Here is a 17,648-nt window from a genome sequence, read left to right as displayed (position 1 = left end):
GGTCCGGCAATCGATGTGAAAAACTTCCGGCATGATCGAGCAGGTGCGGTTCGGGCTGGTGGGGTACGGCAGCGGTGGGCGGATCTTCCACGCCCCCCTGATCGCGTCGGCGGCGAACATCGATTTCGCCGGTGTCGTCACCACCGACGAGGAGCGCCGCAAGCAGGTCGCGGAGCAGCTCCCCGGCGTCGGGACGTATGACTCGCTGGCCGCGATGGCCGCCGACGGGGTGCGCGGTGTCAGCATCTCCACGCCCGCGGCCACCCACGCCGACCTGGCCCTCGAAGCCATCCGGCTCGGGCTCGCGGTGGTCGTCGACAAGCCGTTCACGCTGGACGCGCCGACCGCGCGCGAGCTGGTCAAGGCCGCCGAGGCGGCCGAGGTCCCGCTGACCGTGTACCAGAACCGGCGCTACGACTCGGACTACCTGACCATCCGCAAGCTGATCGAGAACGGTTCGCTCGGCACGATCCGCCGCTTCGAGTCCCGGATGGAACGCTGGGCGCCCGACCGTCTGCCCGGCGCGGCCGGCGGCGGCACGCTGCTCGACTTCGGCTCGCACCTCGTCGACCAGGCGCTGAAACTGCACGGGCCGGCCCAGCGGGTCTACGCCGAGATGCGCGGCGACACCGAGCTCGACGACGACTTCTTCCTGGCCATGCACCACCTCAGCGGCGTCGAGTCGCACCTGTGGGGCAGCTGGCGCCAGGGCGGTCCGGGCCCGCGCTTCCGTGTGACCGGCACCACCGGCACGTTCATCTCCCCCGAGCTGGATGGCCAGGAGGAACTGCTCAAGGCCGGCAAGACCCCGGCCAAGCTGGGCGACCGCTGGGGCATCGAGCACCAGCACCGCTGGGGCCACCTGTGGCGGGGCACGACCGGCGCCCCGGTGGAGAGCTGCCGCGGCCGGTGGGACTCGTTCTACCCGGCGATGGCCGACGCGATCCTGGGCAACGGGCCGCTCCCGGTCGACCCGTGGGACACGGTCCGCGCCATGGAGGTCCTCGACGCCGCTCGCGTCAGCGCCTCCACGGGCCGCTCGGTCACCCTCTGACGCACGCCCGGCCCCGGCGGCGGCTCGCCGTCGCCGGCTGGCGCTCACGGCTGTAAAAAGCCCGGAACACGACCCTCAGCACCAGCCGGCCACCGCGCGGCGCGCTGCGAGGCCGGCCAGGGCGGGCCTCGCGTGCCTGACGCTGTGGCGGCGGCGCGCTAGCGGCCCGGTGGGAAGCGGCGTCGCGGACCGTGGTGGTGGTTCGCGGCTGGGGTTCGGGCCGGTCATCTCGTACTTATATGGGGTAAATGGTTGTGCCCGCGGCCGGACGGCGACCGCGGGCACAGGCGTGCTGACTACACAGGGTTAGTTACGGTTGATGGTGAACGTCGAGGTCGGGTTCTCGATGTCCTTGTAGTTGTTGCTCAGGGTGAGGTTGGCGAAGGTGGCCGAGCCGACCGCCGGACCCTGACCGGCCTCGGGCAGCGGGTTGGCCCAGATGCCGTAGCCGGACTTGGCGTCGTAGGCGTCGCCGCTCTTCTGCGCGCCGGTGATGCTGACGTTGGTGAAGACCGAGTCGGTGATCGGGTTGACCGGGTTTCCACCGATGTACTGGGTCTGGAACATGATCCCGGAGTAGGTCGGGTCGACGATGTCGACGTTGCTGACCCGGATCCCCTGGAACACCTTGGACGCGCTGAACATCCAGATCGCCGGGAAGACCTGCGCGCCCCAGAAGTGGCCGCCGGCCCGGACGATCGAGATGTTGTCGAAGACGGTCGGCGGGTTGGCGCCGAAGCCGTTCATCGGGTATCCGAAGTCCAGCGAGCTGATCGTGATGCCGGAGTAGACCAGCGTGTCCGCGATGTAGATGTTCTTGAACGTGTTGGCGTAGCCGCCGTAGACGGCGACGCTGGCGGCCCGCCAGGTCAGCGTCGACGACAGGTTGGAGAAGGTGTTGTTGATCTCGTCCGAGCCGCCGGCGTCGATCGCCGAGAACAGCGCGAACGAGTCGTCACCGGTGGCCCGGGCGTCGTTGTTGTCGACCAGGTTGCCGGTGCTGCCGTTGGTCATGTTGATGCCGTCGGCGAACGTGTCCCGGATGCGCGAGTTCTTGATCACCATGTTGTCGGTGTTCGCGCCCCAGTACAGGCAGACCACGTGCTCGGCCCAGATGTTGTCGATGGTGATGCCGGAGACGTTCGCGAAGTCGAACACCTTGCCGGGCCCGTCGATCCGGATCGTGTAGTTGCCCCAGAACGAGAAGTTGGCGAACGTCGAGCCGTTGGCCGTGGCGTCGGCCCGGAAGCCGGCGTCGGTCTCGGTCTGCGAGTCGGGCGTGTGGAAGCGGGTGTACCAGGGTCCGGCGCCGACGACCTTGAGCGCCTTGCCGTACACCTGGAACTTGTTCGACGTGGCGTAGTCGCCGGCGGGCAGGTAGACGCCGACCTTGGTGCTGTCCTGACGCGCGGTGTCCAGGGCGTTCTGCACCGACTGCTGGTCGAAGCCGGCCGGGACCACGTACTTGGTCGGGTCCGGGTTGGCGATCTGGTCGGCCTGCTCCAGGTTGATGAAGTCGATCGCGATGCTGCCGCTGTTGGCCGAGTCCTTCTGCAGCTTGATCGTGCTGCCGGCCGGGAACGAGCCGGTCAGCAGGGTGTTGGCCTCGTCGTAGATGTGGCGCGGCCCGGTGCCGGAGTTCTGCGGCGCCGTCTCGTTGCCGTAGAGCCACGCGTACTTCGAGGTCAGCGGCAGGGTCTTGTTCAGGGTGCCGTTGACGTACACGTTGATCGAGCTGGTCGTGCCGTCCGGGATGGAGAACCGCGCGACGACCGTGTTGGTCGGGTTGCGGGTCGTCCACTGGACGTACGAGCCGGTCTGGTTCAGCGTGACCGCCTTGCGGCCGGACGCCTCACCGGCCAGGTCGCCGACCGTGCGGTTGGGGCCGACGACGGCCGCGCCGCCACCGGTGGTGCCGTCCTCGGCCTCGTACATGTCGTACGGCATGTTGGCGCCGCGACCGACGAAGAACGACTTGTCACTGGTGTTGTTGGCCTGCTTGACCGGCAGCTCGTTGGTGTCGACGGCGACCACCGTGTGGACGGTGTACTTGCCGTTGACCGCGGTCCAGGTGCCCAGGCTGATCGACGGCGAGGAGGCGCCGGCGGCCAGGGTTCCGGTGTACGACCCGGTGAACGTCTTGACCGTGGTCGACCCGTTCAGGACCGTCACCGTCACGGTGTGCGCGCCGCTGCCGGACGCCGCGGTGCCCTGGTTCTTCAGGATCGCCGAGAAGCTGACCGTCTGACCGGCCGACGGGTTGCCGGGCGACCAGGAGACCGCCGAGGCGACCAGGTCGGAGCTGCTGACCGGGGCGACGACCAGGCTGGTCGGGCTGTTGTAGGAGTTGTTGGCGTCGTTCGTCTCGACGACCGTGTTCGCCTCGTCGACGACGGCGCTGACGGCGTAGGTGCCCGCGTCCTTGGCGCCGATCGACGCCGAGACGGTCGAGCTGGCCCCGGCCGCGAGAGCGCCGACCGATGCGGTGCCGACCTTGGTCGTACCCAAATAGAAGTTGACGTTGGAGGCCGGCGAGGCGGCCGTGCCCGCGTTGCGGACCGTGGCCGACAGCGTGATCGCGTCGGTCTCGACCGGCGACGCCGGCGAGGTCGTGATGCCGGTGACGGTCAGGTCCGGGTTCGGCGCGGGGGTGCCGATGACCTGCAGCTCGGCGACCTGGCCGCTGGGCGCGCCGGTGTTCGCGGTGAACGACAACCGGACGTCGGCCGTGGTCGCGGAGACCGGGATGGTCACCGTGTTCCCACCGGCCGGGTTGAAGGTGTACGTCGCCGAACCGACGATCGTGGTGTAGCTCGACGAGGACTGCTCCCGGCCGAGCACCGAGAACGTCTGCTGCCGGGTCCCCCAGTCGGTGCCCGGGTTCAGCTTCACGACGACCGAGGAGACGCTCGCGTTCGCGCCCAGCTTGACCGTCAGGTTCGCCGGGTAGGCCGAACCCTCCCAGTAGGTGGCCGTGTCGTTGTCGTTCGCGTTGGTGGCGACGAACGTGAACACCGTCGACGAGGCGTCGATCGGCTTGCCGACCGCGAGGTTCGTGCCGGTGCCGGGGTTGCCGGTCCGGGTCACGGTGTTGCTGGCGGCCGACTCGTTGCCGGCCGCGTCGCGCGCCTTCACGTAGTAGGAGACGGTCGCGGTGTCGGCCTGGCTGTCGGTGTACGTCGTACCGGTGACCGTCGTCTTGAGGGTCCCGTTGGCGTACACGTTGTAGCCGGTCACGCCCACGTTGTCGGTCGACGCACCCCAGCTGAGCCGGATCTGCCCACTGGCCGGCGTCGTGTAGGACAGCGTGCCCGGCGTGGTCGGCGCCTGGGTGTCCCCGGTCGCGCCGGTACGGGTCACGGTGTTGCTGTTGCCGGACACGTTGCCGGCCGCGTCCTTGGCCCGGACGTAGTAGGCCACGGTCGCCGAGTCCGGCTGGCTGTCGGTGTAGGTGAGCACGTTGCCGGCGACGCTGGTCCGCAGCACGCCGTTGGCGTAGACGTCGTAACCGGTCACGCCCACGTTGTCGGTGGACGCGTTCCAGTTCAGCCGGATCTGCCCGCTGGCCGGCTGGGTGTAGGTCAGGCTGCCGGGCGCGCTCGGCGCCTGGCTGTCCCCGCTGACCGGGCCGTAGACCTCCAGCTCGGAGAGCTGACCGGCCGGCCACGCGGTGTTCCCGGTGAAGTTCAGCCGCACGAACCGGGCGCTGGCCGCGGTGAAGTCCACGGTCACGGTGTTGCCGGAGGACGGGTTGAACGTGTAGCCGGCACTCGACTTCAGGTCGCTGAACGAGGTGCCGTTCGTGCTGCCCTGGATCGACAGCGTCTCGGTGCGGGTGTTCCAGGCGGTGGCCGGCGGCAGCTTGAGGACGGCCTGGTTGACCTGGGTGGCGGTGCCCAGGTCGACCTGCAGCCACTGCGGGAACGCGTTGTTGTTGCTCTCCCAGTACGTGTTGGCGTTGCCGTCACCGGCGTTGCCGGCCGGGTAGACGTCGGTGTAACTCGAAGCACTGAAGGTCTTGCCGGCGGCGAGGTTGGGTCCGGCGGCGAGTGCCGCCGGCGCGTGGACGAGGGCGGCGACCACGCTCGCGGCGGCCGTGGCCGCCACTAAGAGCCTGATTCTGGACATGCGGGAGCGCACCTTTCTGCCATTCGGGAACCGGCGGGCGAACCTGGTGGATGGCCGCCCGCCGGGGTTTCTCAGGAGGCGTAGGCCTCGAACTCGGAGAGCTGACCCGCGGGCCAGCCGGTGTTCCCCGTGAAAGTGAGTCGCAGATAGCGCTGGGTGGTGCTGACCGGGATGGTGACCGTGTTGCCCGACGCCGGGTTGAACGCGTAGCCGGCGCTCACCTTGACCGTGCTGTAGCTCGACCCGTCGGTGCTGCCCAGGACGGACAGGGTCTCGGTGCGGGTCGCCCACGCCGTGGCCGGCGGGAGCTTGAGCACGACTCGCGCGACCGTCCGGCTCTGGCCGAGATCAACCGTGACCGACTGGGGGAACGCGTTGCTGCTGCTCTCCCAGTAGGTGTTGGCGTTGCCGTCGGTGACGTTGGCCGGGGCGTAGACGTCGGCCTGGCTCGTCGCCGTTGCGGACTTTCCGGCCGCGAGGTTGCCGGTCGGAGCGGGGGTGGTCGAAGTGCTCGGTGACGGCGTCGGGCTGGTGGTGGTGCCGCCCGATGCATAGAGCTCCAGCTCGGAGAGCTGCGCGGCCGGCCATCCCGTGTTGGCCGAGAAGGTCAGCCGGACATAACGGGCGGTGCTGGTCGGCAGTCCGATGGTTGCGGTGTTGCCGCCGGCCGGGTCGAGGACTACTCCGGTCGCCCCGGCCAGCGGGGTCCAGGAAGACCCATCGGTGGATCCGCTGATCCCGACGGTCTCGGTCCGCTTCTCCCAGCCTGCCGGCAGCTTCAGTACGGCCTTACCGACCGTCTGAGCCGAGCCGAGATCCACGGTGTACGTCTGCGGGAACGTGCTCCCCGCGCTCTCCCAGTAGGTGGCCGCGTTGCCGTCCACCGCGTTCGCCGCCGTGTACTGACCGTTGGCCGAGGTCGCGGTCACGGTCTTGCCCTGCGCCAGGTTGCCGTTGGACGGCGGCGGCGTGGTGCTGGTCGACGGCGAGGGCGTCGGCGACGAGGTGGGAGGGTTGGACGGTGTCGTGGTCGTGTTGCCCCACTTCGGTGCCGGCCACGGACCGCAGTACGGCGTCGCCGTCTGCCACCCCGAGTTGCCCCCACCGTCGGTGATCGCCAGCCCGGCGCCCGTGCAGTTGTAGGTCGGCGGGTTCTGGGCGATCCCGCTGGCCTTGACGTTGGTGAACGTCGCGGTGGCCGGGGCCTGCGCCTGCAGAGCGAACGTGCCGGCACCGACGATGTTCACGTTGGTCAGGTTCAGCCCGCTGGTCCCGTTGCCGATCCACTGGATCGCCGAGTACGAGCTGTCCAGGATGTCGGTGTCGGTGACGTTGAGGGTCGCCCCGCTGATCGCCCCCGAGTCCGGCCAGAACCAGAGCGCGCCGATCCCGAAGTTCCAGTTGTAGTCGGAGTTGCCGGTGCGGATCAGGGTGTTGCGGGCCATCGTCCAGGTGCCGGCCACCGCGGTCGGTCCCTGGACACCCGGGTACCGGTTGCCGACGTGCAGGCCACCGCCGTTGGACACGGTCTCGGCCATCACGTTGTCGCTGATCGTGATGTCCCGGCCGCCGTAGCTGACGATGTTGTTGGCCAGGATCGGCGCGACCACGGTGTTGTGGGTGAACGCGTTGCCGACGTTCGGCGTGTTCTCGGCCCACATGGCCAGCCCGTCGTCACCGGTGTTGCGGACGAACGTGTTGGTGACGGTCGAGTTGGTGACGCCGATGTGGAAGTTCACGCCGTCCGCGGTCTGGTCCAGGATCCGGCTGTTCTTGATGGTGAACCTGTCCATCGGCCCGTCCATCCAGGCCCCGACCTTGGTGTGCTGCATCCACACGTTGTCGATGGTCGAGTTGGACATGGCCCCGCCGAACGCGTTGACCTGGTCCTCGTCGACCCGCTCCTGGATGTCGCCGATGACCGCGAGGTCCTTGACGGTGACGTTCTGGCTCGGGCCGCCCTGGCCGACGTACTTGCCGTAGATGCCGGCGGCCAGGTTGCGCTGCGTGGGGTGGCGCCCGCCGAGCACGGTGTACCAGGGTCCGGCCCCGGCCAGGGTGACCCGGTCGACGATCACGTGGCTGTAGAGCGTGAAGTTGCCCTGCGGGATGTAGACGACCCGGCCCGCGGCGGCCCCGGCGTCGACCGCGGCCTGGATCTTCGCGGTGGAGTCGGTGGCGCCGGTCGGGTCGGCGCCGTAGTCGGCGACCACGTCGATCGCGCCGGACGGCTTGGCGATCGCGGCCGGCACGTTCTCGAAGTCGGCCAGGTCGATCGTGAAGCTGGGCGACTGCGCGGTCGAGCTGACCTGGATCCGGATCTTGGTGCCGGCCTGGTACGTGGTCCCGAACATCGCCCGGGCCTCGTCGTAGAAGTGGTGCGGCCGCCCGTCACCGGGGTTGTTGGTGAACGGGTAGTAGCCGTAGTACCAGCTGTACTTCGAGGTCACCGGCACGGTCTTGATCAGCGTGGACCCGGTGCGCAGGTCGAGCGAGGCGCTCTTGCCGTCTGGGACGCTGTAGCGGAAGGTGACCGCGTTGGCCGGCTTGGTCAGGGTGAACTCGACGTACTCACCCGCGGCGTCGAGGGTGACCGCCTCCCGGCCGGAGGCCTCGGAGGAGAGCGTGCCGTAGGTCCGGTCGGTGCCGGTGGACGTCCCGTTGGTCGCGGCCTTCTCGGCCTCGATCTCGGTGAACGGCACGGTCGCGCCCCGCCCGGCGACGTCGAACGGGGACAGTCCGGCGGCCTGCGCCGGGGTGGATTGCCAGGTCACCACCGTGGTGACGGCAGCCGCGAGGACGGCGGCTGCTACAGCGAGTGGGGCGGTGCGGTTGGCCATGGGTCCCTTCCTTGGTGTGGCCAGCCCCCGGATATTTCTCCAGGCGCCCCCGGCGGTGGAACCGGAGGCGCCCATCGCCTACAGCTGCAGCCAGACCGCGGTGTCCTGGGGGAGGAGGTCACCGTCGAGAGGGCCGCTGGCGAGCAGGATGGTCCGGTGCTCCGGCAGGGGAACGGGAGCGCCGGAGAGGTTCAGCAGGCAGGCGAAGTCGTCGCCGCGGGTGAAGGCGAGAACCCCTTCACCCCTTTCCAACCAGGAAAAACCCGCTTTTTGCGTACGCCGTAGCCGGATCGCCGAGCGATACAGCTCGAGCATCGAGTTGGGGTCCCCGGTCTGTGCCTGGACCGTGCGGTCCTTCCACTCGGCCGGCTGGGGCAGCCAGGGGGTGGCGGCGCTGAACGCGAACGGGGGCTCGTCACCCGCCCAGGGAATCGGCACGCGGCTGCCGTCCCGGGTGTGCCCACGGCGTACGTACATCGGATCCTGAATTTGATCTTCTGGAATGTTCTCGTTCTCCCAGAGACCCAGCTCCTCGCCCTGGTAGACGTAGGTGGCGCCGGGCAGCGAGAGCGAGAGCAGGGCGGCCGCGCGGGCCCGCCGCGTGCCGAGTTCCAGGTCGACCGGGGTGCCGTCAAGGTTGTTGTCGAAGCTGAACGTGGTGTCGGCGCGCCCGTAGCGGGTGACGTGCCGGGTCACGTCGTGGTTCGACAACACCCAGGTGGGCGGCGCGCCGACCTTCGCGTGCGAGTCCAGGGTCCGATCGATACAAGCCTTCATCAGGTACGGATCCCAAGCGCACCCGAGGAGCTCGAAGTTGAACGCCGCGTGCAGCTCGTCCGGCCGCAGGTAGTTCGTGAAGCGCTCGACGTCCGGCATCCAGACCTCGCCGATCAGCGCGCGGCCCTCGTACTCGTCGGCGACCCGGCGCCAGGCCCGGTACACGTCGTGGACCGCGTCGAGGTCGTGGAACGGGTGGGGCTCCCCGTCCCGTACCTCGGGAAGGTCGGTGTCCTTGAAGAGCAGCGCGGCCGAGTCGATCCGGATCCCGTCGGCGCCCCGGTCGAACCAGAACCGCAGGATGTCCTCGAACTCGGCCCGGACGTCCGGGTGCTCCCAGTTCAGGTCCGGCTGCTCGGGGGTGAACAGGTGCAGGTACCACGAGCCGTCGGGCGCCTTCGACCAGGTGGTGCCGCCGAACTCTCCGGTCCAGTTGGTCGGCATCGCCTCCGACGCGGGCCGGAACCAGAAGTAGTCCCGCTCGGGTGCGTCCGGCGAGGCGATCGCGGCCTTGAACCACTTGTGCTCCGAGGAGATGTGGTTCGGCACGATGTCGACGATCATCCGGATGCCCGCCGCGTGCGCCTCGGCGATCAGCGCCTCGGCCCCGGCCAGCGTGCCGAAGGCCGGGTCGATGTCGCGGAAGTCGGCCACGTCGTAGCCGGCGTCGGCCATCGGCGACGGATACCACGGGCTCATCCAGATCGCGTCCACCCCGAGATCGCGGAGGTGGCCCAGGTGCGCCCGGATGCCGTCGATGTCGCCGACGCCATCACCGTCGGAGTCGGCGAAACTCCGGGGGTACACCTGGTAGATGACCGCGTCGCGCCACCACGCACTGTCTTTTGCGGACACGAAAACTCGCTTTCTGCGTATTATTGCAGCATTTTTTGCGCTTCAATGGGCTTTCTCAGGGGCGCTCGGCGCCTCCCGGTCAGCCCTTGACGCTGCCTGCGGTCAGGCCGGACATGATGTTCCGCTGGAAGATCAGGAAGATGATCACGGTCGGGATGGCCGCGATGACCGAGGCCGCGATGATCTCGTTCTGCGACGAGCCGCCGGAGAAGGCGTAGATGCCGACACTGACCGTGCGCGTCTCCGGTGACGGCATGACCAGCTTCGGCCAGAGGAAATCCTTCCAGACGTACGTGACCGCGAAGATCGACACGACGCCGAGGATCGGCCGGGACATCGGCAGGATGATCGACCAGAGCGTGCGCAGCGGACCCGCGCCGTCGACCTGCGCGGCCGCCATCAGCTCGTCCGGGATCGAGTCGAAGAACCGTTTCAACAGGAAGATGTTGAACGCGTTGGTGACCAGCGGCAGCCAGATCGCGAACGGCGAGTCGAGCATGTTGATGTGCAGGACCGGCAGGTCGATCACGGTCACGTACTGCGGGACGACCAGGACGATGGTCGGGATCATCAGGGTGGCCAGCATCGCGCCGAGGATCACGTTGCCCAGGGCCGGGCGCAGCTTGGAGAACGCGTACGCCGCGGCCGTGTCCAGGACCAGCTGGAACAGCACCGCGCCGGCCGCGTAGTAGAACGTGTTGAACAGCAGCTTGGACAGGTTCAGGTTGTTCCACGCGCTGACGTAGTTGCTGAAGTTCGGGTGCTTCGGCCACAGCGTCGGCGGGGTCTGCGCGACCTCCTGGCCGGTCTTCAGCGCGCCGGTGACCATCCAGTACAGCGGGCCGATGAAGACCAGGGTGAAGCCGAGGACGACGAGCGCCAGCAGCGTCCAGTAGATGTACTTGCCCTTGCCGCGCTGCAGCTGGGCCGCCGAGATCAGCGTGCGGGAGCCGGAGTCTTGTGCCATCGATCCGTCCGTCCTCAGTCGTTCTTGGTGGTCAGGCGCAGGTAAACGGCGGAGAAGACGGCCAGTGCCCCGAGCATGATCACCCCGAGCGCCGCGGCGCCGTTGAGATCGTTCTGGAAGAAGCCGTGCTGGTAGATCAGGTACGCCACGGTGGTCGCCGAGTCCTGCGTGCCGGCCCCGTTGGCCAGGATCAGCGGCTCGACGAAGACCTGCATGGTGGCGACGATCTGCATCATCGCGAGCAGGCCGAGGATCAGCTTGGTCTGCGGGATCGTCACGTTCCAGATCCGCCGCCAGAGCCCGGCGCCGTCCAGCTCGGCCGCCTCGTACAGCTCGCCGGGGATGTTCTGCAGCGAGGCCAGGTAGATCAGCACCGCGCTGCCCATGTTCATCCAGGTCGAGGCCAGGACCATGGCCGGCATCGTCGCGCTCGGCGACTGCATCCACTGCGAGGTGGGCAGGTGCAGGAACTTGAGGATCGCGTTGAACAGGCCGGCGTCGCTCGGGTCGTACGCGTAGAACTTGAACAGGAAGAGCGCGGAGGCCGGGGGCAGCATCACCGGCAGGTAGACCAGGATGCGCAGGTAGCCCTTGGCGTGGCGCAACTCGTTGAGCAGGATCGCCACGAAGAACGGCACCGCGTACCCGACGATCAGGGCCAGGACGGTGAAGTAGACGGTGTTCTTCCAGGCCGGCCAGAAGCTCGGGTCGGCGAAGATCCGGGTGTAGTTGTCCCAGCCGACCCAGGTGGTCACGCCGCGCCGGGTCTTCTGGAAGCTCATGATGATCCCGCGGATCATCGGGTACCACGTGAAGACGGCGAAGCAGAGGATGGCCCCGGCCAGGAACGCGTACCCGGTGATGTTGTCGCGGATCTTGCGCCCGCGGCGGGCCCGGGCCGGCGCCTCCGCCGCGCTGCGGCCCACCGGTCGGGTGGCGGTGATGATCGCCAAGGGAAGACTCCTGGGATAGACGGGGACGGGGGCCGGGGCCCCCGTCCCGCTCGGATCAGCTACCGGCGGCCAGCAGCTGGTTGACCTTCTCCTCAGCGGTCTTGAGCAGCGCGTCGACGTTGGCGTTGGGGTCGGTCAGGACCCCCGACATCGTCGAGTCGAGCACCGCGTAGATGGCCTGCGCGTTGCGCGGCTCACCCTTGATCGGCAGCTGCTGGTTCTCGAACTGCGAGTAGATCGCCGGGTCGACGTTCGCGTTCGCCTTGCGCAGGTCGTACTCGGCCTTGGCGGTCGCACTGTCCTTGGTGAACAGCAGCGGCTGCGGCACACCGACCGGGTAGTTCTGCGGCTTGGCCCGCGGGTAGTCGAACTGGCCCTTGCCGACGGTCAGCTTCTCGTAGGCGACCCACTTCAGGCCGGCCTTGACCTGCGCGTCGGTCAGGCCCTTCTTGAAGAAGTAGCCCTCACCGCCACCGAGGGTGGCCTTGCCCAGACCGTCCTGGCCGGGCAGCGGGGCCACGGCCCAGTCCTCGTACTTGCCCTTGAACTGGGAGACGATCGCCTGGGTGGCGTCGGGCGCGCCGACGAACATGCCGACCTTGCCGGCCGCGGCGTTGGTCAGCAGGTCGCCCCACTGGAGCAGCTGGCGGCTGCCCATCGAGTTGTCGCCGTACCGCATGTCCTTGAGGTTCTGCAGGACCTGCTTGCCCTGGGCGTTGTTGAAGTCGGCCTTCTTGCCGTCCTCGCTCAGGATCTGACCGCCCTGCGAGTAGATCTCGGCGGTGAAGTGCCAGCCACCGGTGTTGCCGGCGCTGTAGTCGGCGTAACCGGCGACGCTCGGGTCGGCCTGCGCGATCTTCTTGGCCGCGGTGCGCACGTCGGCCCAGGTCTTCGGCGGGTTGGCCGGGTCGAGACCGGCCTTCTGGAACAGGACCTTGTTGTAGACCAGGCCCATCGAGTAGTTCTTCACCGGCACGCCGTAGACCTTGCCGCCGTCGGTGAAGACGGTCTTCAGCGCCGGGTCGACGTCGTCCCAGGTGGGAATGGTGTCCTTGTTGACGTAGGACGTGATGTCCATGGCCTGGCCCGAGTCCAGCACCTGCTGCAGGTCGGTCATGTAGCCGTAGAAGACGTCCGTGGTGGTGCCACCGGCCAGCCGGGCGGTGAAGTCCGGCGGGTTGTTGCACTGGGTGCCGACGCTCACGCTCTTGATCGTGATGTCGGGGTTGTCCTTCTGGAACGCGGCGACGTCCGCGTTCCAGTTGGCCAGCAGGTCCTTCTCGGTGCCGACCGGCATGCAGTCGACCGTGATGGTGACCTTGCCGTCTGCGCTGGTGTTGTCGTCGTTGCTCTTCGTGGAGCACGCCGCCAGGCCAAGTCCCAGGCCGGCCGCCAGCGCGAACGCCGCGACCCTCCGGTACTGCGGTGCGGACATCTGTCCATCCCTTCGGGAACGGTTCTATCCAGGACGTTCATTGATCTGCTTCGGGGTGTCACAGCCGCCCATCGGCACTCGCCGTGGTCAGCTCTGTGAGTGGAGTCACCGTAGCGAGGCAGACTCATTTCCGCAAGGTTTCGATCGTGCGCTGAAAAGACACGACAATGAGGTGGCAGATGTTGACCGTTTGCTGATTCAGGTAGGGATGTCAGGTTTCGACCGACCTGCGGACACGAAAAAACGGCCGGGTACCGCAAAGTGCGGTACTCGGCCGTTCGGTTTTTGCAGCGCTTACCGGGGTGCGGGTCCGGTCGAACCCCGGACCACCAGCTCCGGCTCGAAGAGCAGCTCGTCGTGCAGCACGCCGGCCTCCTCGATCTGGCTGACCAGGATGTCGACGGCCGACTGGCCCATCGTCTCGATCGGCTGCCGGACCGTCGTCAACGGCGGATCGGTGCAGGTCATGAACGCGGAATCATCGAAGCCGACCACCGAGACGTCGGCCGGCACCGAGCGGCCGAGCCGGCGGGCGGCCCTTATCGCCCCCAGGGCGAGCACGTCGCTGGCGCAGATGATGCCGGTCGCGCCGCGCTCGATCAGCTTGGTCGCCGAGACCCGGGCGCCCTCCATGGAGAAGCTGGAGCGCTCCACCCAGGCGTCGTCACCCCAGCCGGCGACCTGGATCATCGCGGCCATCTTGCGGCGGGACGGGATGTGCCCCTCCGGGCCGAGCACCATGCCGATCCGCTCGTGACCGAGGGACTTCAGATGCCCGTACGCCTGCTCGACGGCGACCGCGTCGTCGGTCGACACCCGGGGGAAACCCAGCTCGTCGACGCCCGCGTTGACCAGCACGACCGGCAGGCCACGGTCGGTCAGCCGGCGATAGTGCTCGTGCGAGGCGTCGGCCAGCGCGTACGACCCGCCGGCGAAGATGACGCCGGAGACCTGGTGGTCGAGCAGCATCTCGACATAGTCCGACTCGGGGACGCCGCCGATGGTCCGGGCGCACAGGGCCGGGGTGAAACCGCGCTGGGCCAGCGAGGCGGTCACCACCTCGGCCAGCGCCGGGAAGATCGGGTTCTGCAGCTCGGGCAGCACCAGGCCGACCAGCCGGGCTCGCTCGCCGCGCAGCTTGGTGGGCCGCTCATAGCCCAGCACATCGAGGGCGGTGAGGACCGACGCCCGGGTGGCCTCGGAGACGCCGTCGCGCCCGTTGAGGACCCGGCTGACGGTCGCCTCACTGACCCCGGCCTTCTTTGCCACCTCGGCAAGACGTTTGGTCACGACGGAATCCTACGTCAAGTCCTTGCAAAAACTGAACCATGGTTTGCACCATCTTTTGAAATCGATGACAGTGCTTACTGATCCTTGCAGGAGTCTTAACTGTTGTGCGCCCAGGTTTCGGCGATGTTTCACGCCTGGTGACCGCCGCTCCCGAACTTACCCGGTTCAGTCGTCGCGCTTCGTACTGACCGGGCTTACCTCACGCTTCCATAACGGCGCCCGGCCGGGACCGGCCCGTCCCGACGCCCCACCAGATCAGGGAAAACGCTACGCGACGGGTGCGCCGGGTGGGATGTTGTGAGCTACCGGTAAGAAAGGGATCACTACGACATGACCGACTGGGATCAGAACAACAACTGGTCGTCCGGCAGCGGCGGCGGCCAGGAGGACTGGTCGGCTCAGGACCGGCAACGCGACTCGGTGCACCGGTTGGCCAACGTCAGCAACGACATGGCCACCGCCACCCAGGCCGCGGTCCGGGCGGCGGAGACCGCCGTACAGGTGATCCAGCGACTCGAGGCGAGCAGCACCGAGATCGGCAAAGTGGTCCAGCTGATCGCCACGATCGCCAAGCAGACGAACCTGCTGGCGTTGAACGCCACCATCGAGGCGGCCCGGGCGGGCGAGGCCGGCCGCGGCTTCGCCGTGGTCGCGAGCGAGGTCAAGGACCTGGCCAACGAGACCGCCACGGCCACCAGCGAGATCGGCACCCAGGTCGGCGGGATCCGCAACGACACTCAGAACGCGGTCGACGCCATCGAGGAGATGCAGGGACTGATCGAGGAGTTGGACCGCTGCCAGAAGGTGATCAGCGGGATCGTCGTGGAGCAACAGGCCGGCTGAGGAAGACTGTCCGGCATGGCTGGCAAGCGAGCTCCCCGCGCGAGAGCGTGCCCGTGCGGTTCACCGACGTACGCGCAATGTTGTGGACCCCTGCATGACGGCAAGCCGGCGGAGAACCCGCAAGCTCTGATGCGATCGCGCTTCAGCGCGTTCGCCCTTGATCTGACCGATTATGTTCTCGACACCTGGCATCCGGACACGCGCCCGGCGACGCTCGAGAGTGATCCCGGCCTGCGCTGGGTACGCCTGGAGGTGCTGGAGAGCACCGGCGGCACCCTGTTCGACGCCGAGGGGACCGTGACGTTCCGGGCCCATTTCCGGGACGACGGCACCCCCGGGGTGCTGGACGAGACGAGCAGATTCGTCCGGCACAACGCCCGATGGGTCTACCACGGCCCGATGTGATCTCCTGGTCCAAACGAGGTAGGTGATCACATGTCGGCAACGAGGCCGATCGAGGACGGGATCGTCCGTGACTTCAAAGTCAATCTCTCGTACGGGGAGTACCTGCACCTCGACGAGATCCTGAACGCCCAGCACCCCGTCAGCGTCCCCGAGCACCACGACGAGCTGCTCTTCATCCTCCAGCACCAGACGTCCGAGCTGTGGCTGAAACTGATCATCCACGAGCTGCGCGCGGTGCTGGCCCATCTCGGCAAGGACGAGCTGAAACCGGCGCTCAAGGGGCTGGCCCGGGTCAAGCACATCCAGCGCACACTGACCGAACAGTGGTCGGTGCTGGCCACCCTCACCCCGACCGAGTACGCGCAGTTCCGCAGCTTCCTCGGCACGTCGTCCGGCTTCCAGTCCTACCAGTACCGGGCGGTCGAGTTCCTGCTCGGCAACAAGGACCGGCACATGCTGGCCATCTTCGACGACCAGCCGGCCGCCCGGGCCCTGCTGGAGGACCTGCTCGGCACGCCCAGCGTGTACGACGAGTTCCTGCGCTACCTGGCCCGCCACGGGCACCCGATCCCGGCGCCGATCCTGGAGCGGGACATCACCGAGGCGTGGTCGTTCGCCGAGGACCTCGTCCCGGTCTTCCAGACCATCTACGAGAAGGCCGAGCAGAACTGGGAGGCCTACGAGGCCTGCGAAGAGCTCGTCGACCTGGAGGAGAACTTCCAGCTCTGGCGTTTCCGGCACCTCAAGACGGTCGAACGCACGATCGGTTTCAAGCGCGGGAGCGGGGGCTCCAGCGGGGTCTCGTTCCTGAAAGCGGCTCTCGATCTGACATTCTTCCCCGAGTTGTACGCCGTACGCACCGAGATCGGAGTCCCGCGTTGAGCCTGCTCGCCCGCGCCGAGGCCCTGGACGCCGCCGACCCGCTGGCGTCCTACCGGGCCCGGTTCCTGCCGGCGCCGTCGGTCGTCTCCTACCTCGACGGGAACTCGCTCGGCCGCCCCCTCGCGGCCACCGCCACCCTGATGGACGAGTTCGTCCGCGACCAGTGGGCCGGACGCCTCATCCAGGGCTGGACCGACGGATGGCTGGAATGGCCGCTCACCCTCGGTGACCGCCTCGGGGAGATCGCGCTCGGCGCCGCACCCGGCCAGACCGTGGTCGCCGACTCGACCACGGTGCTGCTGTACAAGCTGGCCCGGGCCGCGGTCGACGCCCGGCCCGGCCGCCGCAAGGTCATCCTGGACACCGACAACTTCCCCACCGACCGGTACGTGCTGGAAGGCATCGCCGCCGAACGCGGCCTGCACCTGCACTGGATCGACACCGACCCCACCACCGGTATCCACCCCGAACAGGTCCTCGACGCGGTCGACGAGGACACCGCCCTGGTCCTGTTCTCGCACGTCGCCTACCGCTCCGGCTGGCTGGCCGACATCCCGGAGATCAACCGCATCGCCCACGAGGCCGGCGCTCTGACCCTGTGGGACCTGTGCCACTCGGCCGGCTCGGTGCCGATCCGGCTCGACGAGTGGGGCGTGGACATCGCGGTCGGCTGCTCGTACAAGTACCTCAACGGCGGGCCGGGCGCGCCCGCGTTCGCCTACCTGAACAGCTCGCTGCAGTCCTCGGTGCGCCAGCCGATCCAAGGCTGGATGGGCCACCGGGCGTCGTTCGAGATGGGCCCCGGGTACGAACCCGCCCCCGGCATCCGCGCCCTGCTCAGCGGCACACCACCGATCCTCGCGATGGTCCCGATGCACGCCAACCTGGACGTGCTCGCCGCCGCCGGCATCGACGCCGTCCGCGAGAAGTCGCTGCAGCTCACCGAGTACGTGCTGGACCTGGCCGACGAATGGCTGACCCCACTCGGCGTCGAAGTCGTCAGCCCCCGCGACCCGTCCCGCCGCGGCGGCCACGTGACGCTGCGCCGCCCCGGCTTCGAACAGCTGCTGGAACCGCTGTGGTCCGCCGGGGTCATCCCCGACTACCGCCGCCCGGACGGCCTCCGCATCGGCCCGGCCCCGTTGAGCACCAGCTTCACCGAGGTCCACCAGGGCCTGTCGGTCCTCCGCGACCTGGCCGAGAAGCACCGGTGACCGGC

The 17,648-nt window shown here is 68.2% G+C and carries 12 protein-coding genes; 5 read left to right on the top strand and 7 right to left on the bottom strand.

Features of this window, described 5'->3' with window-relative positions; translation table 11 throughout:
• Window positions 1-31: 31 nt before the first annotated feature.
• Window positions 32-1,054, top strand: a complete 1,023-nt coding sequence (locus ACSHV8_RS49330; protein WP_436527404.1) for a Gfo/Idh/MocA family protein — start codon at window positions 32-34, stop codon at window positions 1,052-1,054.
• A gap of 306 nt (window positions 1,055-1,360) precedes the next feature.
• On the opposite strand, the gene ACSHV8_RS49325 is transcribed toward ACSHV8_RS49330, so the two are convergent.
• From ACSHV8_RS49325 to ACSHV8_RS49295, 7 genes are all read right to left on the bottom strand, one after another.
• Window positions 1,361-5,182, bottom strand: a complete 3,822-nt coding sequence (locus ACSHV8_RS49325; RefSeq protein ID WP_436527403.1) for a discoidin domain-containing protein — start codon at window positions 5,180-5,182, stop codon at window positions 1,361-1,363.
• Between the two features lie 71 nt (window positions 5,183-5,253).
• Complete coding sequence (locus tag ACSHV8_RS49320; protein WP_436527402.1) at window positions 5,254-8,022, bottom strand: galactose-binding domain-containing protein; 2,769 nt, start codon at window positions 8,020-8,022, stop codon at window positions 5,254-5,256.
• Window positions 8,023-8,100: 78 nt separating this feature from the next.
• On the bottom strand, window positions 8,101-9,654 hold the full coding sequence (locus tag ACSHV8_RS49315; protein ID WP_436527401.1) for an alpha-amylase family glycosyl hydrolase: 1,554 nt from the start codon (window positions 9,652-9,654) through the stop codon (window positions 8,101-8,103).
• Window positions 9,655-9,733: 79 nt separating this feature from the next.
• A complete protein-coding gene (locus ACSHV8_RS49310) occupies window positions 9,734-10,621 on the bottom strand; it encodes a carbohydrate ABC transporter permease (RefSeq protein ID WP_436527400.1) in 888 nt (295 codons plus the stop codon).
• 14 nt (window positions 10,622-10,635) lie between these two features.
• Window positions 10,636-11,574, bottom strand: a complete 939-nt coding sequence (locus tag ACSHV8_RS49305; protein ID WP_436527399.1) for a carbohydrate ABC transporter permease — start codon at window positions 11,572-11,574, stop codon at window positions 10,636-10,638.
• 55 nt (window positions 11,575-11,629) lie between these two features.
• A complete protein-coding gene (locus ACSHV8_RS49300; protein ID WP_436527398.1) occupies window positions 11,630-13,009 on the bottom strand; it encodes an ABC transporter substrate-binding protein in 1,380 nt (459 codons plus the stop codon).
• A gap of 294 nt (window positions 13,010-13,303) precedes the next feature.
• Window positions 13,304-14,299: a LacI family DNA-binding transcriptional regulator gene (locus ACSHV8_RS49295; protein WP_436527397.1), complete on the bottom strand. Its 996-nt coding sequence runs from the start codon at window positions 14,297-14,299 to the stop codon at window positions 13,304-13,306.
• A 330-nt stretch (window positions 14,300-14,629) separates the two neighbouring features.
• Here ACSHV8_RS49295 and ACSHV8_RS49290 point away from each other — a divergent pair, with 330 nt between their 5' ends.
• The 4 genes from ACSHV8_RS49290 to kynU are packed head-to-tail and all read left to right on the top strand — an operon-like array spanning window position 14,630 to window position 17,643.
• The gene (locus ACSHV8_RS49290; RefSeq protein ID WP_436527396.1) at window positions 14,630-15,142 is read left to right on the top strand and encodes a methyl-accepting chemotaxis protein; all 513 of its coding nucleotides are present in this window, start codon (window positions 14,630-14,632) and stop codon (window positions 15,140-15,142) included.
• A 15-nt stretch (window positions 15,143-15,157) separates the two neighbouring features.
• Window positions 15,158-15,547, top strand: coding sequence for a YchJ family protein (locus ACSHV8_RS49285; protein WP_436527395.1), 390 nt, complete (start codon window positions 15,158-15,160; stop codon window positions 15,545-15,547).
• A gap of 30 nt (window positions 15,548-15,577) precedes the next feature.
• Complete coding sequence (locus tag ACSHV8_RS49280; RefSeq protein ID WP_436527394.1) at window positions 15,578-16,429, top strand: tryptophan 2,3-dioxygenase; 852 nt, start codon at window positions 15,578-15,580, stop codon at window positions 16,427-16,429.
• Entirely contained in the window at window positions 16,426-17,643 is a 1,218-nt protein-coding gene (gene kynU / locus ACSHV8_RS49275; RefSeq protein ID WP_436527393.1) for a kynureninase, read from the top strand. The genes ACSHV8_RS49280 and kynU overlap by 4 nt, the downstream gene beginning before the upstream one ends.
• Window positions 17,644-17,648 lie beyond the last annotated feature (5 nt).

It is taken from the genome of Actinoplanes sp. HUAS TT8, assembly GCF_051380535.1.
Lineage (GTDB): Bacteria > Actinomycetota > Actinomycetes > Mycobacteriales > Micromonosporaceae > Actinoplanes.
The sequence above is the reverse complement of the archived record's forward strand: the minus strand, read 5'-3'. Positions and strand labels throughout refer to the sequence as shown.